The organism is Paenibacillus sp. 453mf, from assembly GCF_900116105.1.
GTDB classification, from domain to species: domain Bacteria; phylum Bacillota; class Bacilli; order Paenibacillales; family Paenibacillaceae; genus Paenibacillus; species Paenibacillus provencensis.
Genome location: NZ_FPAC01000001.1, coordinates 111,253 through 136,558, shown reverse-complemented (window position 1 = coordinate 136,558; position 25,306 = coordinate 111,253). Strand labels below are relative to the sequence as shown.

Genomic DNA, 25,306 nt, shown 5'->3' with positions numbered 1-25,306 from the left:
CAAGTCAAGGGTTATTCCCTCAGAGCTTGTCCTTTTGTGTGCTTCTCACGATATTTAGCCGGTGATACGCCTTCATAACTCTTGAAAGCTTTCGAGAACGAGAATAGGTCAGGATATCCCACGGACTGGGCAATCTCTCCCAGTTTATAGGTTGTGCCTGTGAGAAGGAGCTTGGCTTCATTCATGCGCAGCTCCTGCATATATTTCATCGGAGATATGCCATACGTTTTGTGAAATTTCTTGGTAAAATGTGTGCGCTCAACGCCAACGTAATCGGCTACACTCTTAATGGTAATGCCTCCAGCGTAATGAATTTCCAAATACTCTTTCCCCTGCTGCACCCATGAAGGATTGTGGGAGGTTTCGGCAAGACTTGATTCATTCACAGCAAGCGCGTCAAATACCTTCTGGAGATAGGTGAGCCGCGATAAATCTGTCAGCTCCATTCGGCAGTGATCAAACCATGACTTCATGATCTCAACGGCCTCATCATTGAGCCCTCCCAGCAGATGGGGTCTTGATGGCCCAAGACCTGCCCGTGCGAGTAAGGACAGGGCATGTTTTCCGTCAAAGGCAAAGAAAATTTTACGTAGAGTTTTGTCCTCATTGGTGTAATATTCGTGCGTCACTTGAGGAAAGAGACAGAATAAGTCCCCGGGGCGAAGTGGGTAAGTCTTGCCGCTCTGTATAAAGGTCCCCTCGCCTTCCAGCACCATCAGCAAGTAATAGTATGGCGTTACCCGTGGTCCGATGTGATAGGCTGGCTTGGCAGCATTAGCCCCCAGACGAATGGGCCATGCGGCGCTCCCCTTCTCATACGCCGAGGGATTAAAGAAATGGATCTCTAGAAATTCGTGAACGTCTTCCTTCATGTTAGTAAACATCTAACCCCTCCGATACCCACAAAATGATAAATCCTATTCCCTTCTATTGATATGGTTCAATTCGTTCAAGGTTGTTAAACTGGTTACTATACTATTCCTACCGTATTAGTAGTAATTATTTTTATACCAAATATATAGAGTGATGAACAATATTGCAAGCATACCTTGAAAGGAGTTCATAACAAATGAGCATAGCAGCACAATCCGTAGAGTTTGGTTGGTTTATTCCCACGAATGGGGATGGGAGATATATCGGTACTCAGCTGGAGCGCAAGCCTTCCCAGGAATACTTTGTACAGGTTGCACAAGCTGCTGAGAAAGCAGGCTACGAGTTCACCCTAATTCCTGCGGGCGGAGATTGCTGGGATGGATGGATCGTTGGATCTTGGGTTGCAGCGCATACCACCAAGCTAAAGCCGCTTATTGCGATGCGTCCAGGGCTCATCTCCCCTGTACTTGCAGCACGCATGGCATCCACACTCGATCAAATGTCCGGGGGCCGTGCGCTCATCAACGTGGTCACAGGTCACTATCCTCAAGACCTCAAGGCAACTGGCGATCCGCTTCATGGAAGCCATGACGAACGTTATGAACGAACGAAGGAATTTCTGGATGTGGTGAAGGGCGTTTGGGGAGAAGATGGCAGCGGACAAGGGTTTAATTATGAAGGCAAGCATTATGCAGTCGAAGGTGGCGTAAGCAAGCCCGCTCCTGTGCAGAATCCGAACCCGCCCCTATACTTTGGAGGAAGCTCCGTTGCCGGTAAGAAGGTAGCTGCTGAGAGCGCGGATGTCTACTTGATGTGGGCTGAGCCCCTCGAATGGATTCAAGGACAAATTGCCGAGATGGAGCAGCATCTTGCGGAATTAAAAAATAACACAGGTGTGGAACGGTCACTCCGCTACGGCATCCGAGCTCAGCTCGTCGTGCGTGAGACAGAGGAAGAAGCTTGGGCAGCTGCCTGGAACATTCTAAGCAAGGTCGAGCCGGATCAGCTGAAGAGTCAGGAGAAGCTTCATGCCAAGACAGACGCGACGAACCAGAAACGCCAAATGGATCTGTATGAGCAATCGAAGGAGCAGGACTATATTATTGGACCTAACTTATGGTCCGGCTTGTCTGCCGTCCGCGGCGGCGGCGCCGTAGCCTTCGTCGGAACACCAGAGCAGGTATCTGACAGACTGCTGGAATTTGTGGATGCAGGTGTCAGCTCCTTCATCCTCTCCGGATATCCACATCTGGAGGAGGCCGAAATTTCAGGTCAACTGCTGATGCCCGTAGTTAAGAAAAAGCTGGCTGAACGTTCCATCACGGTCAGTGTATAGCGCAGTTGGAGCCTAATCTCAATATGGGAATAGGCTCTTTTTTACTAACAGCGGGAAGTCAGCACTAATTATAAATAATTTACATCGTTCTGGACTATGCGATCCGCATGACTCTTAATCTCTCATTTAAAGTGACATTGTGGTCATTTGACTCTTTAAGATATGATAGAAAAGAACGACAATACTGTTCCATTACCAGCATATAGGAGGCTTGTATGTATGAGTGATAAACGAGGCATGACAGCAGAAGATCTGTATCGATTAGTGTGGACAAGTGATCCATCCCTTTCACCAAATGGTGAGCATGTTGCCTATGTATCAAAGACCGTTAACAAGGATCGTGACGGGTATAACTCTCATATCCGTATGGTTGAGCTTGGAAGTCATGAGGATATTGCATTTACAAGCGGTGAACAGGACCGTCATCCGGTCTGGTCTCCCGATGGAAGGAAGCTTGCTTTTTTGCGTAACCATAAAGACAAGCCACAGATCTGGGTCATCCCTGCTAATGGCGGTGAGGCACAGGTCATTACCCATGCTGAGCATGGCGTAAGCGGGTTTGCCTGGTCACCGGACAGCAGCAAGCTGTTATTTCGTACTCAAATCGATGCAGTGTCATCTAATGAAGCAGATGTAGAAGATTCAAAGAAAGCCCGGCAAGAATCTGTGGATCAGAAGAAGCCACTGGAAGAAGAAATTATTGATCGTATTCGGTATAAAGCAGACGGGTCAGGCCGCTGGAACGGACGCAGATCTCATCTATACATACAACAATTAGGATCAGATGCCCCAGCTCCACTAACAGGCGGAGACTATGACATCGGAGATTTCTGTTGGTCACCGGACGGGGAGCATATCGCCTTCGTTGCGAAAATACCAGAAGACGATACAGACCCGGATCTCAGTCTGATCAACGACGTCTACGTCATAAACAGCAGTGGGGGAAATCGTCGTAAACTTACCTCCTCCGAATGGACTGTGTATGCCGTCAGCTACTCTCCCGATGGCAAGAAGCTTGCCATCTTTGGAAGCGATCGTTCTCATCACAATGCGACTCAAGTGAATCTCTTCATTCGCCCCGTAGAGGATGGTGAATGGTTATCCGTAACGAAATCATATGATCTCCAGCTCAGTAACTCCATGGTAAGTGACATGAGATCCGGTACTCGTTCTAATGGACCTGTATTCAGTGAGTATAGTGAGTCGGTATACAGCCTCGTCTCGCGAGAAGGCGGCGTGCACCTAGCGAAGTTCGCAGCAGATGGTTCAGGCTATGAATGGATCTCGCAAGGCAAGCGAGACATCTATCAATTTGAGCAAGGCTCTAACGGGCAATTCATCCTTGCCGCTGCCGATCCAGCTCAGCCGGGAGATTTGTTCCTCCTCGATACCCAATCGAAGCTGGAGAGCAGACTTACACAGCATAATGATGCATTCCTTGAAGAGGTCGAGGTCATCCTGCCTGAAGAGTTCTACTATACGGCATCTGACGGGGAGAATATTCAAGGCTGGGTAATGAAACCGGCAGGAACGCCTAGCGGTACCAAGGTTCCGACCGTGCTCGAAATCCACGGCGGTCCTCATGCGATGTATGGATTTACGTTCATGCTGGAATTTCAGCTGCTGGCTGCCAGGGGCTATGCAGTCATTTATACGAATCCACGCGGCGGTCACGGATACAGCCAGGAATTTGTTAATGCCGTGCGGGGAGATTACGGTGGCAGAGATTATGCGGATCTAATGGAAGCTGTTGATCATGTGCTGTCTGCATATGATTTTGTCGATGAATCCCAGCTCTTCGTAACGGGCGGCAGCTACGGTGGATTTATGACCAACTGGATTGTTGGACATACGAACCGGTTCAAAGCAGCCGTTACACAGCGTTCCATCTCCAACTGGATCTCCTTCTACGGTGTGAGCGATATCGGATTCTTCTTCACAGAAGATCAAATTGGCGGCGACGCATGGAAGAATACAGAGCTGCTGTGGAAGCATTCTCCACTGGCATATGTTGAGCAAGTGGAAACACCGCTCCTGATTCTCCACGGCGAAGAGGATCATCGGTGTCCTATTGAACAGGCAGAGCAGCTCTTCATCGCACTGAAACGGCTTGGCAAGGAGACACAGTTCATTCGGTTCCCTAAATCAAGCCATGAGCTGTCCCGCGGTGGACATCCAGGTCTGCGTGTCAAACGCTTGAATCATATCGTCCGCTGGTTTGACGAACACAAATAAGCTCGTGATCTAACCACAGACTTCTCATTCTTAGATATTTAACATTAACGGGTTGTCAAAGCCGACAGGCAAGGCTGCACATCGTCACTACTTCTTCATGAATTGTGATGTATGACGTGCAGCCCTGCTTGTAACAGCTTTAAAATAAATTTGGTATGAGGAGTATTAGAGCAGCTTCCCCGCTCCTGTAATCACCTGTTTCACTTTTACCTCCAGTTTATATTGCTCTCCCTTTTGTCTTACAATGTCCTCTGCAATGGTGCTTAATGCGGTAATTGAGGTCAGCACAGCTGTACCCTCCTTCTTCTTGACCACCACATTAAAGTTCTTCATTTCCTGGGTGAACCGTTTCTTCGCTGCAGATATATTGCTCTTCGCCGCTCTAATCTGTACTTGGACTGGATTCTTCTCAGCAAGTGCTGTTCTCACCTTCTTGACCTCGGCATCTCTTGCCTTTTTGGCCGCTGTCAGCTTGTCCTGTTTGCGCTTGATATCTTCTCTTGCGAGCGTAACCGCGACCTTCGTTGTATCTACCTGAGATTTTACCGCAGCTGTCAGATTCTTGTTCTTCAGCTTTCTTACAAGGGTCAGCTCCTTGTTTAGTGATGTATAGAGTGCAAACAGCGGTTCATATCGTTTCTTCGTGCTCGTCACTTCCTGTGTTAATTTATCAATCTGTGCAGCCTCATGCTGTCTGAGTCGTTCAAGCAGTCTGGTTTCCGATTCCTTATTCGCATAATAGATCGCTCGGATCTGCTGATCAAGGGATTGATCCTGCTGATGAAGGCTCTGTATCCTGCTTTCTTGCTTACGCAGCGCGGACGACATGGATGACCCCGAAGACGATACGGTTTGATCCAGCATCTTCTTGCCCGTAATGGACAATTCGAAACCTGCGGCAAGAGCCGAAGGTACAGCAAGCGTCAGCGTCAAGCTGATCGATGCGAGCAGCAGCCCGCCTTTTTTCCACAATGTGGTTAGCACTCTCCCCTTCCTGACTCCTTGTGTTTGAATTTCACTAGACATGTTCACGTTCGTTCATTCTCCCTTCTCACCTGAATTATTTTCTCCGATCCTGAAGATGAAACGATGAACACAAAAAACCCGCAAGAATAGGCATCATGCCTGTCCTTACGGGTTCTTCCTCATAAGACGTTCAAATTCAATTAGGATCTATTCATATATACTTTATTTTCCATACAGCGTCAAGGAGTGTACTCTACATGCCCTCAGGAAAATGCCCCATACCATTAATAAATATTTCTCCTGAATTCAACTTAATCTTGACGAGATATGGGGTATCGAGATTGTAACTATCAAGAACAGAAATGTCAGTTCTATTTTTCAGAACATCCCACTGACTTTCCTCTTCAGTCACTTTCGTTTGTCCTGATAGCCGTGTCATATGTTCATAATATTTCTGGTGCAATTCCATATCATCATGGCTGCCGGAAAAACCGGTGTTTGTAATATTTCTCGTAATGGTCATCTCACGGATATCGGAAGGAACCATCCTCGCTTGATCAGCAAGGCCCTTCTCTTCCATCCAGGCTTCCAGCTCCTCATAGGATTTGCTCCATTCTTGATTTTGATAGCTCCCGTAACGCAAACGAGAACTCGTTAACTCGATGTATGCCCAGCTGTTCCCCATCTCAAGCTGTTCCTCATAGCTCATGGCCATAATTTCCTTGAGTAATATGCTTTTAAATTCCTTGATGTCTGCTGGATCCGTAATCGTAACTTTCTTACCCGTCTCCCAGTTTGTAATTGTAATTCTTAATGTATCATCTTCCATTAGGCTATTCTGAACATATTGCTTCTTATACTCTTCATGCTCCATAACCTTTCTCAGACTGTTCTCCAGCTGTCCTTCTTCCAGCACATACTCACGGACCATTTTACTCCCGTTGGTAAGCTCATAAGCAATTATTAATTTTCTTGAATAGTCTGAGGTCCGCTCAGAAATTTCACCTGCTTCATATTGACTTATAAGATCTTGATGCAGTTGAAGGACCGCTTCAATATAGGCAGGATACTGACTGAAGCTCTCGCTGGTCAGCTTCGCTGGAATCTGCATTTGATTAACCTTATCCGTATCCATGAGATTATTAAAATGCTCAGATACAGCGACACCTTTGACGTCCGCCGCCTTAGGAACACGAGTTTCAAAGCCATCTATATTGGCTACGGGCAGATAGAGCAGCAACAGCAGCAGCAGGCTGTATCCGATTGAGCTTGCGAGCGTACGCCTGTTCCATATCAGCCAAGTCTTACGGACGACCATCTCGGCAATGAGACATCCCAGAATGCCGCCGATTACATGACCGAACATTAAACCTCCGTTGTCATATCTATTGACCTCAGACAGGTACGCTCCAAACGCCATAGAAATAAACAGCATAACGAGCAAACGGAACAGCAACGTCATGAACGGATAGACTATTGCCTGGCCCGAGGCAGCCGCATCCCTTTTTCGATACAGTATATAGCTAAGTAATATCAATACAACGCCTAACAGGAAGTATACAAGCATCTCTCGCATGCCAAATGGTTCGCCCGACAGCCCTGTCAGCCTCAAGAATGGTGAAATGGTACCCAGTTCAAATCCGGTGCTATATCCCATTTCATAATATTCTCTAGAGAAGCCGAACAGAAATCTGTCCAGATGTATGACACCAAGCACTAGGATCCAGGCCGGGGTCAGGAGCAGACCATAGGTTACAATCAGCTGGAGGATCGTTTGTCCAAGACTTACAGCAAGCAGGACCGTGAGTCCGCACAGGAAAAGAGTGAATACCGTAGACATTCCCGCCCACTCCCATACGATGGACAGCTCATATATATAGTGATTACTTGCATAAGGACGTATTAATGCGATTATAGCAGCGATCACCCACACGGGTAACAACAAGAGAATCAGCGCACTGAACAAATGAGAGGTGAGCAGCTGGTTTCGTGTAATCGGCAAGCTGTGATATAAATCGGACGGTGCCTTACGATGCAAATATCGAAATATAAAGCTTACGGTGAAGATCGGAAAAATCAGCAGCAGATTAAGCGGCAAGCCCTCTGAAACCTCAAGCAATGAATCAATCTCTCTACCCTGACCTCCACTAACAGGCTGAAGCAGCATAACAAATGGCAGCAAGAAGGACAGGGCAAGCAGATACAATATTCCAATCCATCCATGCTGCTTCAGATCTTGAAGAATCACTCCCCGGTTAAAGAATAATCGGATGGATGTCATAGCCAGCGTCCTCCATTTCATAAATAAAGATCTCTTCCAGCGTCAGCGGCAGCATATCAAGCAAATAGGGATCATAAGCCTTGAATGCTTCCTTCACTTCCTGCTCATTGCCTTTCACGATATAAATTTCCACACTGCCCCGTTTCTCCCCATGAAGAATACGAACCTGGTTTGACAGGCTCTCCTCATGGCGGTGATCTCGAAAAGCGACCTGAATCTTGTGCGTATCCGCCTTCAGATCATCCAGATCCTTCTCCACCATGAGCATTCCGTTATGCATAATTCCGATATGATCGCACATGTCCTCAATTTCCCTTAGATTATGGGATGAGATAACGACGGTCAGCCCTCGCTCGGCTGCTTCCTGGAACAATAAGTTTTTGATCATCCTGCGCATGACCGGGTCAAGCCCATCAATAGGCTCGTCCAGCAGCAGTACATCCGGCATACAGCTAAGAGCGAGCATAAAGGCTGCCTGACGCTGCATCCCTTTAGACATTCGGCTCAGCTTACGCGTAAGATCCAGCTTGAATACCAATTCCAGCTGACGGAAGCGTTCTTCGTTCCAATGAGGGTACATCCTCTTATAGAAAACAGCCATTTGGCGAATCGAAGTATGAGGAAAGAAATAAGGAATATCGGACATAAAGATCATTCGGCTCTTTAGCTGGGTATTCTCGTAAACCGCTGTGCCGTCAATGGTCACACTGCCTTTATCAGGCTTATAGATTCCGGCCATTGTTTTTAGCAGCGTCGTCTTTCCTGCTCCGTTCGATCCCAAGAGACCAAATATCGAGCCTTTCCGGACGGTAAGGGACAGATGATTCACAGCTGCCTCTGTCTCAAATAGTTTTGTTACTCCTGACACTTCAATCATGCTTCTCTTCCCCCTTACCGCTATCCGAAAGACGATCCTGCTGAGCCTTCTGATAGATTCCCTGTATTTCATCTTCAGTCAGACCCAAATAGATCGCTTCAGTAAACAGCTTATGTATTTCCAGCCTAAGCTCTTGTTTTCTTTGATCAACAGGTCTGTGCTCTACCTTAGCGACAAAACTCCCCTTCCCTGGCAGAGAATAAATATAGCCGTCCCGCTCCAGCTCACGATAAGCCTTCTGAATCGTATTCGGATTGACTGTAAGCTCGGCTGATAAATGCCTTACGGAAGGCAGCTGCTCATCAGGCTGCAGCATCTCCAACATAATCAACTCCTTAATTCGTTCTACTAACTGCTCGTATATCGGTTTACGGCTGCGCACGTCCAATTCAAACATCGGATTCCTCCTTCATATGTGATCAAGATCCATGGAATAAAGAGTCGATTGGATCAAGGTTGGATCATGGCACTGAATTAACTGTACTATTACTTATAATACAGTTGGATATGAAACTGTCAATCTTTTTGTTCAATGGAGTGTAATCGGTCGCTTTCGTAAAAATGGTATACTGAAACAGATGGTCATATTCTCACTAAACATCTGACTCGAATGTCATCAATAAAAAGGAGCTGAGCTGTACATCATGTCATCTCGAATCTTAATCGTTACGGCTGTTGAGGCGGAGCGAAAGGCTATAGAGGACGGCCTCAAAGTCCCCGAGCATTTTCATGTCATTGCAGGAGGAGCCGGTCCGGCGTCAGCCGCGGCAGCAACTGCAGCAGCACTGGCTTCTGCTTCATACAAGTTGGTTATTAATGCAGGAATTGGCGGAGGTTTCCCTGGGCGGGCCGAACTCGGAGAGATCGTTATCTCTACAGAAATCATACAAGCAGATCTGGGCTCCGAGACAGCGGAAGGATTCCGCAGTGTGGACGAGCTTGGATTTGGCAATTCACGTGTTATCGCGGACCCCGGTGCCATCCGCTCCATACATTCTGTCCTGCAAGAATCAACGGATGTAACTGTGCACTGCGGCCCCATCATCACGGTTTCGACCACAACGGGAACAGCTCAAACCGCGCAGGAATTGTTAAGACGTGTCCCTGAAGCTTACGCAGAATCCATGGAAGGCTATGGTGTTGCCGCTGCCGCAAGCTATTTGAATGTACCTGTACTCGAGATCAGAGCGATCTCTAACGCCGTTGGTCCGCGTGACCGGGAGGCGTGGCGAATTCCCGAAGCACTGCAGGCTCTCACAACAGTCAGTCATCAATTATCGGAGGTTTTATAATATGAATATTGTTTATTCCCCTTGTCCCAACGATACTTTCGTCTTTCATGCCTTAGTCCATGGGCAGATCGCGAACACACCGGACTTCACAGTTACATACGCAGATATCGATGTGACAAATACACTTGTTACGAAGCCCAGCGACTATGATATTCTTAAAATCTCTTATGCCGCACTGCCGTGGCTCTCAGATGAATATCGTCTCATTCCATGCGGCGGTGCCCTTGGCAGAGGCAATGGCCCGTTGGTATTGACCGCCCATCAGAATACGAGCCCAGAGGATCTCGCAGGAAAAAGAATTGCCGTTCCAAGCGAGCGCTCAACCGCCTATCTCCTGTTCCGACTATGGGCTGCACAGAATGTACCTGACGGCATCGGAGAAATCGTGGTTATGCCGTTTGATCAAATTATGCCTGCTGTTCGAGATGGCAAGGTCGATGCAGGGCTTGTCATTCATGAAGCTAGATTCACATACCCATCCTACGGTCTCACATTGATGGCAGATATGGGGACCTGGTGGGAGGCAGATACGAAACTTCCGATTCCACTCGGTGCCATCGTCGCCCGCCGCAGCCTTGATCCAGCCGAGATCACAGCTTGGATTCAAGCCTCCATTGATTATGGATGGAAGCATCCCGAACAATCCAGAGAGTATATCCTCTCTCATGCACAGGAAATGGATCCGGCAGTTGCACAGCAGCATATTAATCTCTACGTGAATGAATTTACAAGAAATCTGGGCGAGGAAGGCTTTGGAGCAATTGAGGCGCTCTTGGGGCGTGCTGCTGGAGAAGGTCTCGTACCGGAGATGGACTTTGAGAAATTGAGAAGCTAAATACAATGAACTACGGATCTGCTTGTTCTCTCCTCAAGCTCGGCTTATACATGTAAGTTGCATCCAGATTCATCGAGCACAGCTAGAAGAAGCCTGTACGGCTATCCCCGTCAGGCTTCTTTCTTATTGCAATAGATGATCAGGATCAGCAACCTCATTACCATCTAACAATACAGGCAATATCAATTGAAACGTTGACCCCTCTCCCAGCACACTATGGACCGTAATGGAGCCTTTATGATCCTGAGAGATCTTCTGGCAGAGAGACAGACCGAGTCCTGTTCCATCCTCCTTGGTCGTATAGAAGGGATTAAAGATCTGATGCAGCTGGTCGGGTGCTATTCCCGTTCCGGTATCTTGAATCTGGATAACGGCTTTACTATCGGCTCGGCTCACGTGAATCTTCACTTCACCAGGAATCTCCATCGCCTCAAGTGCATTGCGTACGAGATTAAGCAGCACTTGAACAATCTTGTCTCGATCCATATAGATGTACATCGCATCGTCCTCAATCTCCAAAGTAAGCTGATGTCCTCGTGAGGTAGCGTCTGACTCAGACAAGGAAATAACCCTTTCAATGCATACCGTCAGCGACTCCGACCTCATATTGCTCGCATGCGGCTTGGAAAACTGGAGAAATTCGGCGGTCAGCTCCGTTACTCTCGTAATTTCATTCATAATCACCTCATACCAGGGCTTGATGTTGTAGGACTGAATCTTGGACAGCTGCACAAATCCCCGAATCGCAGTAAGCGGATTACGCACCTCGTGAGCCATTCCCGCCGCCAGCTCACCAACGACCTTCATCTTCTCCGATCTGAACAAATCCTCCTCCCGCTGAAGCCACTGCTCCCGCCTTATCTGAAACAGCTTATCCTCCGCCTTCATAATGAGTTGATTGTGATCCGCACTCTCCTCAGGATGGGTGACAATGCTGTATGACACTTGATAGCCAATCGTATCCATCTCCAATAAAGCACCGATATGATCCGGCATATAATATTCGGTTGGCAGCAGCAAGGCATAACGATCACCTGCATATCTGGAAACACCATACGCGTTTGGGAAAGTGCTGGTAAGTGCCTGTCCCAGATTAATGAGCGCCTCGTTCCCGCTCTCCAATCCATCATGATTAAAAGATTTGAAATTTTGCAGATCTAGCAGAATTAAATAAAAAGGAACTTTTTTGGATATCAAGGCTTGTATTTGGTTCATATAACCAAGGTAATTGAGAAGGCCGGTTAGCGGATCGTGGGTGGTAAGATAGTCATTCTTATCGCGAAGGAGCTGCTTCTCTGTTTCGGCACGAATGACGTAATGAAATAGAAAAACTATAAAGATCAAGGTTAGAAAGTCAAAAATAGTAACAAGGATATTGTACGCACTGATAGGAACATAACTTAAACGAATAATCGTATACTGCAGAATCAGCAGTACAGAGACAGGCAGTGTTTTCTTGTAGGATTGCTTCTTATCGAAGATTGTCATGATCATAATGTAGTACAGCAGCACACACCAGTTCAGCTGGGTGATGTATTGAAAAATCCCGAGCAAAATCAGCTGAACCCACAGGAACCGCGGGTACTTATGATCCAGTGCAACGGATAACAGCAGCAGAATGCTGACAACAATCATGGCACACAAACGATGCGCGTTCTGACCCAAAATAGAAGATGCGATAATAATTAGCATGCAGCTAATCGGAAAGAAAATTAACTTGAGTCGATGGATTAACAATCGTTTTTGCACTCCCCTATGCCTGTATTGAAATATCGCAGTATAGATAAGTGCATTATATACTATGAATGTGAAGATTGCTGTCGAATAGTGGAAAAAAGCGGCTGTAAATCTGAATTGCTGCCGAAAATTTAAATTACGCTGCTCTGCCGTCTATTCTTGATCTTAAGTTCGTAGGTATTATATCCCTCCTTCAGCTTCCGATGAATTTCTTGTATTTTCTTAACATCCTCAAAAGAATATCTTCGACTTCCCCCTTTCGTTCGTGCCGGAAAGACAAGCTGCTTCTCCTCATAGTAACGAATTTGTCTCTCCGATAACCCGGTTAATTCTTTCACCATGCCAATGCTCATAATTTGATCATTCATCACAAACACCCCTTATGTTAGAATACTTGCCATAATGCTGGAGTATCTCCTCCTGAAACTATATTCAATGAACGGATTAAGCAGAGTATTCAGCTGTCTATGATACTAACAATCATTATGGCAACAATTTTAAGGATTTTCCGAACAAAATTCAATAGATTTTACAAACAATAAAAAAGTGTGTTAGATTTCCTGACAAAAATTGAGACAGCTATGCTCATTGTCTGCTAATATCTTCTCCACAAAGGTTCTAAATACGTACATAGGGAGATGAAGTGTAGAATGAGCAGCTCCGAACGGCCTCAGGACATGACGAGAAGACAATTTCTATCCACAGTTGGCAAAGTCGGGGGTTCTCTAGCCGTCTTTAGTCTAATGGGCAACCTGGGTCTTCTCTCTCCAGAAACGATGAAAGCTCAGGATTATACACCTCCTGGGAAGAACGACCTTGCACTGAGCAATCGAAACGGCAAAAAGATCATTATTCTTGGTGCCGGCATCGCAGGATTAACCGCAGCCTATGAGCTTGGCAAAGCCGGATATCAGTGTACAGTGCTGGAAGCCAAGCCTTTTGCGGGCGGACGGAATTGGAGCATTCGCAAAGGAACCACCAATCAGGAAATCGGTGGAACGCGTCAATATTCCCAATTCGGCAGTGACCTGTACTTCAATGCCGGGCCAATGCGGATTCCCCAGTTTCATTCCACTCTCGAATATTGCAGGGAGTTCAACATCCCGATTGAACCCTTCAACAATGTGAACGACAGCGGCTATTATTACAACGAAAATGTAGGAGCACTCTCTGGACAAAAAATTACCAAGCGTGCAGCCAAAGCCGATGTACGCGGTTATGTCTCCGAAATGCTCGCCAAGGCTGTCAATCAGTCTGCTCTTGATCTCCCTATTACACCGGAGGAAAAAGAAAAGCTGGTTGAATATCTTAGACGGGAAGGGGATCTGAATGCCGACCTGTTCTACCGTGGATCTTCCCGCGGTGGATATAAAGAAGAGCCTGGAAGCCGCCTGGATGCAGGCGTTGTAAGAGATCCATTCGATCTCAAAGCCATCCTTCAATCCGGATTCGGTAATTATTTCAGCAACGAATATGGTTATGACCAGCAAATGATGATGTTCCATCCTGTCGGCGGTATGGATATGATTGTGAAGGGTTTTGAGAAACGTCTTGGCAACCGGGTTAAGCTGAATGCTCCTGTAACCGAAATTCGCCAATCCGCAGATGGTGTGCGGGTCCGCTTCACCCAGAACAGAAAGGAGCAGGAAATTACCGGAGACTACTGTATCTGTACAATCCCCCTCTCCGTTCTTCGTAATATTCCAGGTGATTTCTCTTCCTCCATGAAGAGCGCGATCCAGAATGCAAGATATGCATCTGCCGGTAAGATCGGCCTGCAATTTAAACGCAGATTTTGGGAAGAAGATGAGCTGCTCTTCGGCGGTAACAGCCTGACCAATATGGACATCACCCAAATCTACTATCCTCCTACAGATTACTTTGGCAAGAAAGGCATTCTTCTAGGTTACTATGTAACCGGCGCTAACGCGGACAAGCTCGGCAGTATGAGCTACATAGAACGGGAACATCATGCGCTGAATCAAGGCTCCAAAATCCATCCTCAATACAAGACCGATTTTGAGAATTCCTTCTCGATTGACTGGAAAAAAATCAAATACCAAGAAGGGGCATGGGTATCCTATAACGCCGAGGAGCGTGCAGGAATGTACAAGACCCTCTGCCAACCTGACAACCGCATCTACCTTGCAGGAGATCATATCAGTCATATCGTAGCGTGGCAGGCCGGGGCCATTGATTCCGCGAGAGCTGTCGTTAACGATATTCATCAGCGTGTCATGAAAGCATAATTCATGGCGTGCAGCTCCAGTTATCACAGGAATGATTGGTAACAGAGTATTTAAATCAACTTATCATTTGATGTCCAGAGGAGGCAGCAGTTTATGATGAACAAGAAAATAAAAAGTCTGACGCTCGCGGCTGTATTAATGACTAGCTTAAGCGCAACCGCTTATGCAGCAGATAAAGCCCCTATTGTAGTCCAAGGAACGGTATCGGTTGCTGAGTCCGCACCAGCACAGGCCGCATTACCAGACAATGGCACCGTCTTCTACGGTAACCCCAGCTCCAGTATCTCAGGCGGTGTCATTGTGCCAGAAGGGGCTGCCTATCTGTACACGAGTGGAACCGTGCCACCCGTACTGAATAAGGACGGCAAGACCGTATACGAGCGTTACGGAGACACCAAGACACAGGCGGCCGGTGTTCTGGCATCCATTGAGAAGCAGCTTGAGGAGCAGGGGCTCTCTATGAAGGATGTTGTCTATCTTCGCGCCTACCTGACAGCAGATGCTGCCAAAGAAGGCAAATTTGATTATGCCGGCTGGAATGAAGCCTACGGTGAATTTTTCAACAACGACAAAAATCCAATCAAGCCTGCTCGCTCTACCGTTGGTGTGGCCAGTCTCGTAAGCTCTGATTGGCTGATCGAAATTGAGGCAGTGGCTGTATTTCCCAAAAAATAAATCCATTGCTGCATGAGGAGGGTATATTATGTTCCAGAATATCGGAATAACCGGAATTATTATGATCCTGGTGCTGGTCCTGATCTTGTTCGGACCTTCCAGATTACCTGAGCTTGGACGTGCCGTAGGCCGGACGTTATTCGAGTTCAAATCATCTGCTCGCGATCTTGTCGGTGATGAGAAGGACGAGGAAGAATCTAAACCGGACAAAAAGTAGTTGCCAAATTTCAGATACCCATGTTATTATGCTCGTAATCAATTTTTACTATTCCACTCGGAATATATACTATTCAACCGGACAGCCGGAGATCATCCCTTTCTCTATTCAAGAGGAGGGCCTGATCTTCGGCTTTTTTTGGTTGTCAGGAGGAGTCAACGTATGTCCAAGAGAGAAATGAAGCTAGGTGCCTTTCTGATGGTCCCAGGTCATCATGTGGCTGCATGGCGCCATCCCGATGCTGATGTTAATGGTGTGCTGAATTTATCGTTTTACAAGGAGCTCGCCCAAACGGCAGAGCGTGGTAAATTTGATATGGTGTTTCTGGCAGACAGTCTTGCCGCAAAAGGAAACAAACGAATAGAAGGCCGAGCGGTTAATGCTACATTCGAGCCGCTGACATTACTATCTGCTCTATCTGCTGTTACAGACCGCATTGGGCTGGCAGCCACCGTGTCCACCACCTACAACGAGCCTTATCACGTTGCTCGCAAGTTTGCCTCCCTGGATCATCTCAGCCATGGTCGGGCAGGCTGGAATGTGGTTACCTCTGGCAGTGAAATTGAAGCCTTGAATTTTGGGAAAGAAAATCATCTGCTCCATGAGCTGAGATATGATCGTGCCAAAGAATTCATAGATGTCGTATCCGGCCTGTGGGACACATGGGATGACGATGCGGTTGTTAAAGACAAAGAATCGGGAGTGTTCTCTGCTCCAGATAAGATAAGGTCCCTCGACCACAAGGGAGAATGGTTTCAGGTGCAGGGACCGCTGAATATTTCCCGCCCTCCGCAGGGCAACCCTGTCATCATTCAAGCCGGAGCCTCGGAGTCTGGCCGGGATTTTGCCGCACAGTACGCGGAGGCGATCTTTACCGCATGGCAGACATTTGATGAAGCGAAGCAGTTTTACACGGATGTTAAAGGCCGGCTGCAGCACTATGGCAGAACTGCTGAGGATGTGAAGATTATGCCGGGCGTGTTCCCCATCATTGGAAGAACCGAAGAAGAAGCCGATGAACTCGAATCGAAGCTGAAAGAGCTGATCCACCCTACTGTCGGTGTAGCACTGTTATCGGGCCTGATCAGCTACGACCTCTCCCCCTATTCTATAGACGGTCCCTTGCCTGAGCTTCCTGATCTCTCGCAAATCAATGGTCAGAAGAGCCGTTTCCTTCTCCTCAAAGACATCGCTGACCGGGAAGGCTACACCATTCGCCAGCTGTACCAGCACATCGCCGGGGCGCGCGGACATTGGAGCATCAAAGGAACGCCAGTTCAGATTGCAGATCAGCTGGAAGCTTGGTTTCACGGCGGTGCTGCTGACGGATTTAACGTTATGGCCCCTTATCTGCCCGGAGGATTAACAGACTTTGTCGATCTTGTCGTCCCGGAGCTTCAGCGTAGAAATTCATTTCGGAAAGAGTATACAGGAAACACACTTCGGGAGCATTTGGGTCTAAGAAGACCTGCTTCAAAAGGTACAAAGCAGCCCCTCCAGCATTCTTAATATTTAGGACACGTTAACCTTGTCCTCTTCGTTCAGCCCCTCAATTAAAAAAATAACCTTTGCTCGCCAGAGCAAAGGTTATTTTCGACTATACTTCACTTAATAAATCAAATTTATGCAAAAATCCTGGTCCATATCACAGCTTACTGCAAGTTACTCACTTCGCATAAGAAATGCCTTCGTCCGTTCAAGCTGGGGATTCCCGAAGATTTGCTCCGGTGTACCCGCTTCGGCAATCTCCCCTTGGTCCATAAAGATAACACGATCAGCGACGTCTCTCGCAAAATTCATCTCATGCGTAACAATGATCATCGTCATGCTCTCTTCAGCCAGCTTGCGGATGACCCTCAGTACTTCTCCGGTAAGCTCGGGATCAAGCGCCGATGTAGGCTCATCGAACAGGAGAATTTCCGGATTCATCATCAGTGCCCGAGCAATTGCAACACGCTGCTTCTGTCCGCCGGACAGGCTTGCCGGATACACATTCGCTTTATCCGACAACCCCACCTTAGCCAGCAGGTCAGCCACACGTGGTTTAATGGCAGCGGCATTCTCCTTCTTGACCATTTTGGGAGCGAGCTCCAGATTCCCTTGAACCGTCAGATGCGGGAACAGATTGAAGTGCTGAAATACCATACCCATTCGGGATGTAATTCTTTTGATTTCAGGCGGACTCACATATTTGCCTTCGCTCACGAGTGACTCTCCCCCGATACGTATCGTTCCGCCATTGACAGATTCGAGGTTAACCAGGCTGCGAAGCATAGTACTCTTGCCCGAGCCCGACGGCCCGATCACAGCAATGACTTCACCAGGCGATACATCAAAGTCTACTTTTTTTAATACCTGCAGATCACCAAACGATTTTTGCAGATTCACTACTTCTATCATATTTGTCATCATGAGACATTCCTTTTAAAGTTTATTCGAACCGAAACCGCTTCTCCAGCGCTTTAAAGAAGATCGTAAGCACAAGCGTCATCAGCAGGTAGATGACAGCCGCCACGGCAAAAGGCATAATGGTCGCATCCCGGTTAACTGCTGTCTGTGCAAAGTGCAATACCTCAGGAACAGCAACCGCATATAGAAGGGCGGTATCTTTGACCAGGGTAATGGATTCGTTCGCCGTCGATGGAAGCACAACCCGAATCATCTGAGGAAGAATCACTCTTGTCATTGTCTGCCATTTACTTAACCCAAGCACCTGTGAAGCTTCATACTGACCTTTATCAATTGACAGCAGCCCGCCTCTGAATATCTCTGCGAAATACGCAGCGTAATTCAGTACGAAAGCAATGCCGGCTGCAACGGCACGATCCAGTACCAGGTACTCTCCGATAACCGGAAGCATGGGCAGGCCATAACAGAAGAACAGCAGTTGAAGCAGCAGCGGCGTTCCACGCATGATGTATATATAGCTGTGCGCGATAGCAGAAACCGGCTTAAATCGGCTGTTCGCCATTAAAGTAACGCCGAATCCAAGCGGTATAGATAATATAATGGCTGTTAAAAATAGCAGCACGGTCGTTCTTGCCCCTTCAAGCATGGGCAGCGTAATACTCCACAAATATTCTAAACTCATCGTTATCTTCGACTCCTACAATCCGGATAATGGATTTTATACAAAATCTTGAAGTAAAAGAAACCGGGATAAACCATCACCCGGTTTCCAGCAAATATTTATATCCTTGTCGTTACCTAGTTTAATACTTTGTTCTCTCCAAACCATTTCTCGGAGATGCTTGCTGCGGTTCCATCCTCACTCAGCTCATCAAGAGCACTTTGCAGCTCATTCAGGAGCGCTTCATTTCCTTTTTTCACACCGATCCCATATTCTTCAGGAGCCAGTGATTCGTCCAGCAGCTTATAAGTCCCTTCTTCGAGAGACATGTAATACTTCGCTACGACCTCATCTATAATAACGGCATTCAATCTGCCGCTCTTCAGATCACTCAGGGCAAGCACGTTATCCGGGAATTCCGATACGGTACCGACCTTCTCGTTAATCGGATGCGCACTCAGTGCATCGGATGCAGAAGAGAGCTTCTGTAATCCGATATTCTTCCCTTCAAGCTCTTCTAATGAAGCAAGCGGCGAATCGGAGAGCACAACGGCTACCTGGCTGTTCGCCATATAAGGCTTAGTGAACAGCACCTTCTCTTTGCGCTCATCCGTAATGGTATAACCATTCCAGATCAGATCAATGCGTCCACTGCTTAGCTCCGATTCCTTGGAAGACCAGTCAATTGGCTGGAACTCTACTTCCTTGCCCATCTTCTCGGCTGCTGCGGTTGCATAATCAATATCAAATCCGACAATGTCATTACTCTCATCACGGAATCCCATCGGTGCAAACTTGTCATCAATCCCGATGACGAGCGTATTCTCATCTTGTCCGCTTGTTGAGCAAGCGCTCAGAACAAGAACGAACATACTTATCATGACTATCCATGCTGACTTTTTCACGTGTGTCCCTCCACTAGATGTATATTATTTAAGCTACGATAGATAAATTGAATGAATCAATTTCAAACGCTTTAGCCCGCTACCATATTAGCAGAATGAAAACATCATAACATAGGATGAGAGATTACGCCACTGCATCGAAGAAATTTGTTGAAATCTGTTGGAAAAGGTCCAGCTTCAGCATCGTATCCCGTTAAGATTGAGTCAAATCTATTTCAATAAAAAAACCCATGAGTTGGAATAGACACGACTATCCATTCCAATCCATGGGGTATGTGACATATTCACTTCGTTATTTCTGCTTCAATTCATCGATCAACAGCTCGGCATGATGAGTGAGATTCAGTCTTGCTCGCTCGCTGATCTTGTCCTTGCCGTCTCGCTTATCCAGCTGCGAAATATATTTGTCTAGAAACGAAGATGCTTGCTCATACGCCCCTCTGTCATAGTGATGCACCGCCTGCTTAAGTGTATTTGCCAACTGCTTCACCACAGCTCCTGACAAATCCCCTTCTTCCACATATTGATCATGTAAATGCTCCAGCACAGGCAGCAGCCCTGCGATCGACAGATTTGGTAGCTTCACCTGAGCAAAATCCATATCGGATGCAAAATAGTAACTCGTATACACAGGCTGGTTATAGCCTGTATTCTGCGTAGCTACACCTGCACGATATTGCGGATCATGCAGCAGGGTGTGCAGCTTGTGACTTGTCACTTCCGTATTCGAATAAATACGGATGGCGCTGCTATCGGCAGTACGGACTAACATTTCTTCCCGCCAATCTCCAAAGACATCCGCCACAAGAGACGGCGTGCCTTTTGTGTGATTATTCGTACGGGTTCCTTCTGCGATCAGCACCGTTCCTTTTTTCCAATCATCAATGGTCGGCGTATTCTCTAATGATCCGTTAATGAGCTGGGTCGTCATATCCTTGGACCATTTGATGCTCATATTGGTACCCGGAGCCGTGTCACTAATCTTCTGACCCGCTGCTGTATACAGTCCGACGGCCCATGTTTCAAGTCCCGGATGATCCGGATCCACATCTCCAATCATACCGCGGCCTGTATCACGTCCGGTATAAGCACCGTAGATAACCTCAGCGGTCTTCGCATCTCTAAGTGCGTATCCATACGGAGCATACGCTCCTCCTTCATGCACCATATACACTTCAAGCCCTTCACGAGATGGATCAATATTGGCTACATGAAGTGCATCTCCATGTCCCAAGCCCGCGACAACTCCAGGATTGGCACTTTGCGGCGGCATTACAGCCGACGCATTAGATAAAACAGAGCCATCATGATCAATGGTAGCCGAGCCATATACAATCTCCTGCTTGCCGTCATCATCCACATCCGCTACGCTGAGTGAATGGGCTCCTTGCGTAGTAATCTGCCCATACTCTGGATCCGTACCTTGTCTTCCATGTGGACCATCTCTGAACGGATTCGTCATCGGTGTCCAGCCGCTGTCAACGTACCAATACTCGTTCAGATTCTCCCCATCCCAGCTGTAAGAGACCAGTGTTGTCCGGGTATAATAGCCTCTCGCGAATACCGCATAGGGTTGTTCTCCGTCCAAATAAGCTACGCCGGAGAGAAAACGATCTACCCGGTTGCCCGGCTCGATCCGGTTCATCGCGTAATCTCCCCAGCGCAGTCCGTCATCATACCGGCCTGGCTTGTAACGAATAGTCTGAAGTTCCGCTCCGCTCTCTCCTTCAAATACGCTTAAATACTCTGGACCCGACAATATGAACCCTTCAAATTGACGGAATTTATTCCGGTTAGCATCCTTGGAGGGAGCAAATACATCCATGTAGTGATCAGCAAGATGGCCTGCATCCTCCCGGGACAGCGGATAGTCATATGCTGGAGCAATTCCGAAGGCTTCCTCCAGCGTTTGCGGCCAGCTGCCATCTATGACCTCCTCATATTCATGCCAGTTCATGAACATATCTACGATATGTTCATAGTAGCCCTCGCTGCTAAGTCTATAATCATCTCCATTCGAGTAGCCCGCGGCAAGATCTTCCTTCAACATCGTTATATAGCGCTCGGACACGACATCTCCCTGATCATCGTAACGAAGAACCTTCGTGCCTGGGGCAGTCTTGAACATGAGCTCGGCTTTACCATCCCCATCGAAGTCATATACAAGAAACTGGGTATAATGCGCTCCGGACCGAACATTCACACCCAGATCAATGCGATACAGTAGTCTGCCTTCATAAGTATAAGCGTCAATATAAGTGTTGCCTGTATAGCCGACTTGGGAGACGTCCTTCGCATTACTCGGCTCCCATTTTACAAAATACTCGAGCTTGCCGTCCCCATCCACGTCTCCTACACTCATGTCGTTAGCTGAATAAGTGTAGGCTTCACCTGCAGGTGTAATACCGTCTTGCGGCTTCTGGATCGGAAGATCATAATATGAATTCCCCCACGGAATAACGGCCTCACTCTGATCGACTTCTTTGCCCTTCACGACGGCAGATACGTAATAGCGGGAGTCTGTCTCACCTGCTGGATCAAGATAATTCGTACTGTCGCTCACTTGGGCAATCCTTTTGCCGTCCCGGTATATATGGAAGTCCGTACCCGTGAGTCCCGTTTCATTACTCCCTGTTGCCTCGTTGGCAAGCAGTCTCCAGCTCAAAAATACTCCGTTATTGGCAGGTACAGCGATAAGCCCGCGATCCAGATATTCCATTTGTATACGACGTTCCATACTCGGCTCCCCCTTCCTGTTTATATCATTAGCTGCAAATGCAATTCCTCCTGTAGCGATCAAGACAACACTCATTCCTGTCAGAGCGATCTTTTTGAACAGTCCTATACTGAAATATGCCATCTCAACACCTCTTCATCCAAATAGTGATCAGCCATCCCAAATTATAGTTATGCCTTTCCCGTATCACCATCCAAATAACAGAGTTTATTGTTCAAAAATCAGTGTTTTTCATCTATGAAATGTTGCTGAAAAGACATACGATATTTTCCAATATTCGAGAATTAATCTATAATATTCTAATAGAAAGGAGAATGTAATGGTGAATCAGCGAACACTTGCCCATGCTATTGAACTGAACAGCATTACCCTGCACAGCGGAATTTCGGCATCAATGACGTTGCATCCTGCTCCAGCTGACAGTGGAATCCACTTCAGAAGAACAGATCTAACCCCTGCCGAGATCATCAGCGCAGTGCCGTATAATGTATCATCGACCGATCGTTGTACACAGCTCACTAATGAATATCACTATTCCATTTCGATGGTCGAGCATGTCCTGTCAGCCCTTCGCGGCATGGGAGTTGATAATGCAATCATCGAAACGGATGGTGAAGAAATCCCGGTCCTCGACGGCAGTTCTGCAATGATCAGCGACAGAATCGCCGAGACCGGACTCGTAGAACAGCATGCCCTCAAGACATACATGCGCTTAACCAAAGCCGTCCGAGTACAGCTCGGCCATTCGTATCTGGAAGCACTTCCTTCTGAAGAGATAAGTTATGAGATCCGGTTTATGAACGATCATGAGCTTCCCTTTTTGACGAATCAAACTGCTTATTTCAACCCTGGCATCCACGATTATCGAAGTGAAATTTCTCCGGCACGCACCTTCGGATTTGAACAAGAAGTAAACGCCCTAAAAAGCAAAGGTCTAATCCAAGGCGCATCCTTGGACAATGCCGTACTCATCGGAAACAATCAAATTCTGTCTAACTTGCGTTACCCGGATGAATTTGCTCGTCATAAGCTGTTAGATGTGATTGGTGATTTGGCACTGGCGCCTCCTTTTCTAGCACAAATTAAAGGTGTACGGACTTCCCACCGTCTGAACACACTTTTGGCACGAGAGATTATGAATAGTCTTCATTAAAGATAACTACCAGAGGAGAAAGCAAAGATGGAATATACGCTAAGAGCCATTGCACAGGAACTGAATGGAGTGTTAATCGGTGACGGAGAAGTGACCATACATAGCATCGCTTCCTTATCAAGTGCACAAAGTGGACAAATCACCTATGTAACGGAGAAAAATAAAAATAAACTAAACGAATGCCACGCCTCAGCCATCGTAGTTCCCGAGACGTTTACCGATTCGCACCTGCCTGTCATCCAGGTAAAGAATCCAAGGTTGGCCTTCATTCATGTCATGAACATGTTCCAACAAAGTACCAGAGCGAACGGTCTAATTTCTTCCTCTATGGTCGATTGTTCTCTCAGAGCCGGGGAGGGCACACAGATTGATGAAGGTACCGTTGTCAAAGAAAACGTCTCGATTGGCGCGGGCACGCTCATCTCCTCGAACTCCTATATTGGCGAGAATGTTACGATTGGAAATCATTGCATCATTCATCCTCATGTGACGATTCTGAGAGATACGCATATCGGCAGCAACGTCATTATTCATTCGGGTGCAGTTATCGGCGGTGATGGATTTGGTTATGAATGGGATGGGGAGCAGCATGTAAAAATTCCTCATGTCGGCAATGTCGTCATCCATGATGAAGTCGAGATCGGTGCCAACACAACAATAGACCGCGGAACAATCGATGCCACCATTATTGAAAGAGGAACGAAGATCGACAATCTGGTCCAAATCGCTCATAACGTCCACATTGGCAAACACTGTATTATCGCAGGTACCACAGCTATTGCGGGTTCAGCTTCTATTGGAGACCATGTTGTTCTGGCCGGCGGATCTGCGGTTGTTGGTCATCTGACGATCGGGAATAACGCTACGATTCTGGGCAAGACAAATATAACGAAGAACTTACCTGCACAATCCCTCGTATCGGGTTATTACGCCCGTCCTCATCATGAACAAATGGGAAAGCAAGCCGCTATTGAGCGCCTGCCAGATACACTGAAGCAAATCAGCACACAAATAGACTCCTTAGAGAAGAGCATGAAGAAGCTGACAAAGGAGGAATAAACCATGTCTCTCCCAACGGTAACGGTTCATCCAACTGCTATCATTCATCCTACCGCTGTTATTGGAGATCAAGTCGAGATCGGGCCTTATTGCATCATAGAAGAACACGTAAGGATAGGAAATGGATGTATCATTGAAAGCCATGTCCGAATCGGCGCTAATACCACACTCGGTGAACACAATCATGTATACCAGGGCGCCATTATCGGCTCCCCTCCTCAGGACCTTAAATATAGCGGAGAGAAAACACAGCTGATCATTGGGGATCACAATACAATACGAGAGTATGCAACCATTGCCAAAGGAACAGGTTCCGGCGGCGGAGTAACAAGGGTAGGGAATCATAATTTTATTATGAACTATGTTCATGTCGCGCATGATGTTGTCCTGGGGAATCATATCGTCATTTCCAACAGTGTGCAGATCGCAGGTCATGTGGAGGTCGAAGACGATGTAACGCTTGGGGGCTTGGTTGGTGTTCACCAATACTGCAAGATTGGCGCCTATTCCATGATTGGAGTCGGGAGCTGTGTCACTCAAGATATTGTCCCCTATTCCCTTGCCAGTGGAGATCATGCCAGAATCTACGGCATCAACCTCATCGGCTTAAGACGCAAAGGTATGTCAGGGGAGGACATTCGAATGATCAAGCAGATTCATTCCCTCCTGTTCCGCAAGAACTTGACGCTTGCCCATGCTCAAGATGCCATTGATCATTTGCCTCAGAGCGAGTTCAAAGAACACACCCTTGCCTTCTTGACAAAATCCACCAGAGGCATCGCGAGAATTGGAACCCGTCCTATATAAAT

The 25,306-nt window shown here is 47.1% G+C and carries 22 protein-coding genes; 11 read left to right on the top strand and 11 right to left on the bottom strand.

Annotated elements, in window-relative coordinates; translation table 11 throughout:
- Positions 1 to 11: 11 nt before the first annotated feature.
- A complete protein-coding gene (locus BM415_RS00585; RefSeq protein WP_091153484.1) occupies positions 12 to 884 on the bottom strand; it encodes an AraC family transcriptional regulator in 873 nt (290 codons plus the stop codon).
- Between the two features lie 185 nt (positions 885 to 1,069).
- Here BM415_RS00585 and BM415_RS00580 point away from each other — a divergent pair, with 185 nt between their 5' ends.
- Together BM415_RS00580 and BM415_RS00575 are read left to right on the top strand one after the other, a co-directional pair.
- Positions 1,070 to 2,209 (top strand): LLM class flavin-dependent oxidoreductase, encoded by a 1,140-nt coding sequence (locus BM415_RS00580; protein WP_091153483.1) that lies wholly within the window; start codon positions 1,070 to 1,072, stop codon positions 2,207 to 2,209.
- A 219-nt stretch (positions 2,210 to 2,428) separates the two neighbouring features.
- The gene (locus tag BM415_RS00575) at positions 2,429 to 4,444 is read left to right on the top strand and encodes a S9 family peptidase (RefSeq protein ID WP_091153480.1); all 2,016 of its coding nucleotides are present in this window, start codon (positions 2,429 to 2,431) and stop codon (positions 4,442 to 4,444) included.
- A gap of 165 nt (positions 4,445 to 4,609) precedes the next feature.
- On the opposite strand, the gene BM415_RS00570 is transcribed toward BM415_RS00575, so the two are convergent.
- The 4 genes from BM415_RS00570 to BM415_RS00555 form a co-directional block, all read right to left on the bottom strand.
- Positions 4,610 to 5,476, bottom strand: coding sequence for a hypothetical protein (locus BM415_RS00570; RefSeq protein ID WP_139236930.1), 867 nt, complete (start codon positions 5,474 to 5,476; stop codon positions 4,610 to 4,612).
- A gap of 187 nt (positions 5,477 to 5,663) precedes the next feature.
- On the bottom strand, positions 5,664 to 7,691 hold the full coding sequence (locus BM415_RS00565; protein ID WP_091153476.1) for a hypothetical protein: 2,028 nt from the start codon (positions 7,689 to 7,691) through the stop codon (positions 5,664 to 5,666).
- On the bottom strand, positions 7,666 to 8,568 hold the full coding sequence (locus tag BM415_RS00560) for an ABC transporter ATP-binding protein (protein WP_091153474.1): 903 nt from the start codon (positions 8,566 to 8,568) through the stop codon (positions 7,666 to 7,668). Before BM415_RS00560 ends, BM415_RS00565 begins: the two co-directional genes overlap by 26 nt.
- The gene (locus tag BM415_RS00555) at positions 8,561 to 8,965 is read right to left on the bottom strand and encodes a GntR family transcriptional regulator (protein ID WP_091153471.1); all 405 of its coding nucleotides are present in this window, start codon (positions 8,963 to 8,965) and stop codon (positions 8,561 to 8,563) included. Before BM415_RS00555 ends, BM415_RS00560 begins: the two co-directional genes overlap by 8 nt.
- A gap of 247 nt (positions 8,966 to 9,212) precedes the next feature.
- Here BM415_RS00555 and BM415_RS00550 point away from each other — a divergent pair, with 247 nt between their 5' ends.
- Positions 9,213 to 9,860, top strand: a complete 648-nt coding sequence (locus tag BM415_RS00550; RefSeq protein WP_091153468.1) for a futalosine hydrolase — start codon at positions 9,213 to 9,215, stop codon at positions 9,858 to 9,860.
- A 1-nt stretch (position 9,861) separates the two neighbouring features.
- Positions 9,862 to 10,695, top strand: coding sequence for a 1,4-dihydroxy-6-naphtoate synthase (locus tag BM415_RS00545; protein ID WP_091153465.1), 834 nt, complete (start codon positions 9,862 to 9,864; stop codon positions 10,693 to 10,695).
- Between the two features lie 123 nt (positions 10,696 to 10,818).
- On the opposite strand, the gene BM415_RS00540 is transcribed toward BM415_RS00545, so the two are convergent.
- Together BM415_RS00540 and BM415_RS00535 are read right to left on the bottom strand one after the other, a co-directional pair.
- Positions 10,819 to 12,432: a sensor histidine kinase gene (locus BM415_RS00540; protein WP_311286393.1), complete on the bottom strand. Its 1,614-nt coding sequence runs from the start codon at positions 12,430 to 12,432 to the stop codon at positions 10,819 to 10,821.
- A gap of 131 nt (positions 12,433 to 12,563) precedes the next feature.
- Entirely contained in the window at positions 12,564 to 12,800 is a 237-nt protein-coding gene (locus tag BM415_RS00535; protein ID WP_091153464.1) for a MerR family transcriptional regulator, read from the bottom strand.
- 282 nt (positions 12,801 to 13,082) lie between these two features.
- Between BM415_RS00535 and BM415_RS00530 the strand changes: the two genes are divergently transcribed.
- The 4 genes from BM415_RS00530 (at position 13,083) to BM415_RS00515 (ending at position 17,082) form a co-directional block, all read left to right on the top strand.
- Complete coding sequence (locus BM415_RS00530) at positions 13,083 to 14,681, top strand: flavin monoamine oxidase family protein (protein WP_091153461.1); 1,599 nt, start codon at positions 13,083 to 13,085, stop codon at positions 14,679 to 14,681.
- 93 nt (positions 14,682 to 14,774) lie between these two features.
- A complete protein-coding gene (locus BM415_RS00525; protein ID WP_348272299.1) occupies positions 14,775 to 15,356 on the top strand; it encodes a RidA family protein in 582 nt (193 codons plus the stop codon).
- A 28-nt stretch (positions 15,357 to 15,384) separates the two neighbouring features.
- On the top strand, positions 15,385 to 15,573 hold the full coding sequence (locus BM415_RS00520) for a twin-arginine translocase TatA/TatE family subunit (RefSeq protein WP_091153459.1): 189 nt from the start codon (positions 15,385 to 15,387) through the stop codon (positions 15,571 to 15,573).
- A 162-nt stretch (positions 15,574 to 15,735) separates the two neighbouring features.
- Complete coding sequence (locus BM415_RS00515; RefSeq protein ID WP_244533101.1) at positions 15,736 to 17,082, top strand: LLM class flavin-dependent oxidoreductase; 1,347 nt, start codon at positions 15,736 to 15,738, stop codon at positions 17,080 to 17,082.
- Positions 17,083 to 17,235: 153 nt separating this feature from the next.
- On the opposite strand, the gene BM415_RS00510 is transcribed toward BM415_RS00515, so the two are convergent.
- The 4 genes from BM415_RS00510 to BM415_RS00495 all read right to left on the bottom strand — a co-directional run bounded on the left by BM415_RS00510 (position 17,236) and on the right by BM415_RS00495 (position 22,408).
- The gene (locus BM415_RS00510; RefSeq protein ID WP_091153457.1) at positions 17,236 to 17,985 is read right to left on the bottom strand and encodes an amino acid ABC transporter ATP-binding protein; all 750 of its coding nucleotides are present in this window, start codon (positions 17,983 to 17,985) and stop codon (positions 17,236 to 17,238) included.
- 19 nt (positions 17,986 to 18,004) lie between these two features.
- Positions 18,005 to 18,664 (bottom strand): amino acid ABC transporter permease, encoded by a 660-nt coding sequence (locus BM415_RS00505; RefSeq protein WP_091153454.1) that lies wholly within the window; start codon positions 18,662 to 18,664, stop codon positions 18,005 to 18,007.
- Positions 18,665 to 18,780: 116 nt separating this feature from the next.
- Complete coding sequence (locus BM415_RS00500) at positions 18,781 to 19,548, bottom strand: amino acid ABC transporter substrate-binding protein (RefSeq protein ID WP_091153452.1); 768 nt, start codon at positions 19,546 to 19,548, stop codon at positions 18,781 to 18,783.
- A gap of 292 nt (positions 19,549 to 19,840) precedes the next feature.
- Entirely contained in the window at positions 19,841 to 22,408 is a 2,568-nt protein-coding gene (locus tag BM415_RS00495; RefSeq protein ID WP_091153450.1) for a rhamnogalacturonan lyase, read from the bottom strand.
- A gap of 196 nt (positions 22,409 to 22,604) precedes the next feature.
- Here BM415_RS00495 and lpxC point away from each other — a divergent pair, with 196 nt between their 5' ends.
- The 3 genes from lpxC to lpxA are packed head-to-tail and all read left to right on the top strand — an operon-like array spanning position 22,605 to position 25,304.
- A complete protein-coding gene (lpxC, locus tag BM415_RS00490) occupies positions 22,605 to 23,438 on the top strand; it encodes a UDP-3-O-acyl-N-acetylglucosamine deacetylase (RefSeq protein ID WP_091153447.1) in 834 nt (277 codons plus the stop codon).
- Between the two features lie 27 nt (positions 23,439 to 23,465).
- The gene (lpxD, locus tag BM415_RS00485) at positions 23,466 to 24,497 is read left to right on the top strand and encodes a UDP-3-O-(3-hydroxymyristoyl)glucosamine N-acyltransferase (RefSeq protein ID WP_091153444.1); all 1,032 of its coding nucleotides are present in this window, start codon (positions 23,466 to 23,468) and stop codon (positions 24,495 to 24,497) included.
- Between the two features lie 3 nt (positions 24,498 to 24,500).
- Positions 24,501 to 25,304, top strand: coding sequence for an acyl-ACP--UDP-N-acetylglucosamine O-acyltransferase (gene lpxA / locus BM415_RS00480; protein ID WP_091153442.1), 804 nt, complete (start codon positions 24,501 to 24,503; stop codon positions 25,302 to 25,304).
- Positions 25,305 to 25,306 lie beyond the last annotated feature (2 nt).

Bases quoted from the DNA above. Each gene is read 5' to 3' on its own strand.
- BM415_RS00585 (WP_091153484.1), bottom strand. From the start codon at position 884: ATGTTTACTAACATGAAGGAAGACGTTCACGAATTTCTAGAGATCCAT.
- BM415_RS00580 (WP_091153483.1), top strand. From the start codon at position 1,070: ATGAGCATAGCAGCACAATCCGTAGAGTTTGGTTGGTTTATTCCCACG.
- BM415_RS00575 (WP_091153480.1), top strand. From the start codon at position 2,429: ATGAGTGATAAACGAGGCATGACAGCAGAAGATCTGTATCGATTAGTG.
- BM415_RS00565 (WP_091153476.1), bottom strand. From the start codon at position 7,691: ATGACATCCATCCGATTATTCTTTAACCGGGGAGTGATTCTTCAAGAT.
- BM415_RS00560 (WP_091153474.1), bottom strand. From the start codon at position 8,568: ATGATTGAAGTGTCAGGAGTAACAAAACTATTTGAGACAGAGGCAGCT.
- BM415_RS00555 (WP_091153471.1), bottom strand. From the start codon at position 8,965: ATGTTTGAATTGGACGTGCGCAGCCGTAAACCGATATACGAGCAGTTA.
- BM415_RS00550 (WP_091153468.1), top strand. From the start codon at position 9,213: ATGTCATCTCGAATCTTAATCGTTACGGCTGTTGAGGCGGAGCGAAAG.
- BM415_RS00545 (WP_091153465.1), top strand. From the start codon at position 9,862: ATGAATATTGTTTATTCCCCTTGTCCCAACGATACTTTCGTCTTTCAT.
- BM415_RS00535 (WP_091153464.1), bottom strand. From the start codon at position 12,800: ATGAATGATCAAATTATGAGCATTGGCATGGTGAAAGAATTAACCGGG.
- BM415_RS00530 (WP_091153461.1), top strand. From the start codon at position 13,083: ATGAGCAGCTCCGAACGGCCTCAGGACATGACGAGAAGACAATTTCTA.
- BM415_RS00525 (WP_348272299.1), top strand. From the start codon at position 14,775: ATGATGAACAAGAAAATAAAAAGTCTGACGCTCGCGGCTGTATTAATG.
- BM415_RS00520 (WP_091153459.1), top strand. From the start codon at position 15,385: ATGTTCCAGAATATCGGAATAACCGGAATTATTATGATCCTGGTGCTG.
- BM415_RS00515 (WP_244533101.1), top strand. From the start codon at position 15,736: ATGTCCAAGAGAGAAATGAAGCTAGGTGCCTTTCTGATGGTCCCAGGT.
- BM415_RS00510 (WP_091153457.1), bottom strand. From the start codon at position 17,985: ATGATGACAAATATGATAGAAGTAGTGAATCTGCAAAAATCGTTTGGT.
- BM415_RS00505 (WP_091153454.1), bottom strand. From the start codon at position 18,664: ATGAGTTTAGAATATTTGTGGAGTATTACGCTGCCCATGCTTGAAGGG.
- BM415_RS00495 (WP_091153450.1), bottom strand. From the start codon at position 22,408: ATGGCATATTTCAGTATAGGACTGTTCAAAAAGATCGCTCTGACAGGA.
- lpxC (WP_091153447.1), top strand. From the start codon at position 22,605: ATGGTGAATCAGCGAACACTTGCCCATGCTATTGAACTGAACAGCATT.
- lpxD (WP_091153444.1), top strand. From the start codon at position 23,466: ATGGAATATACGCTAAGAGCCATTGCACAGGAACTGAATGGAGTGTTA.
- lpxA (WP_091153442.1), top strand. From the start codon at position 24,501: ATGTCTCTCCCAACGGTAACGGTTCATCCAACTGCTATCATTCATCCT.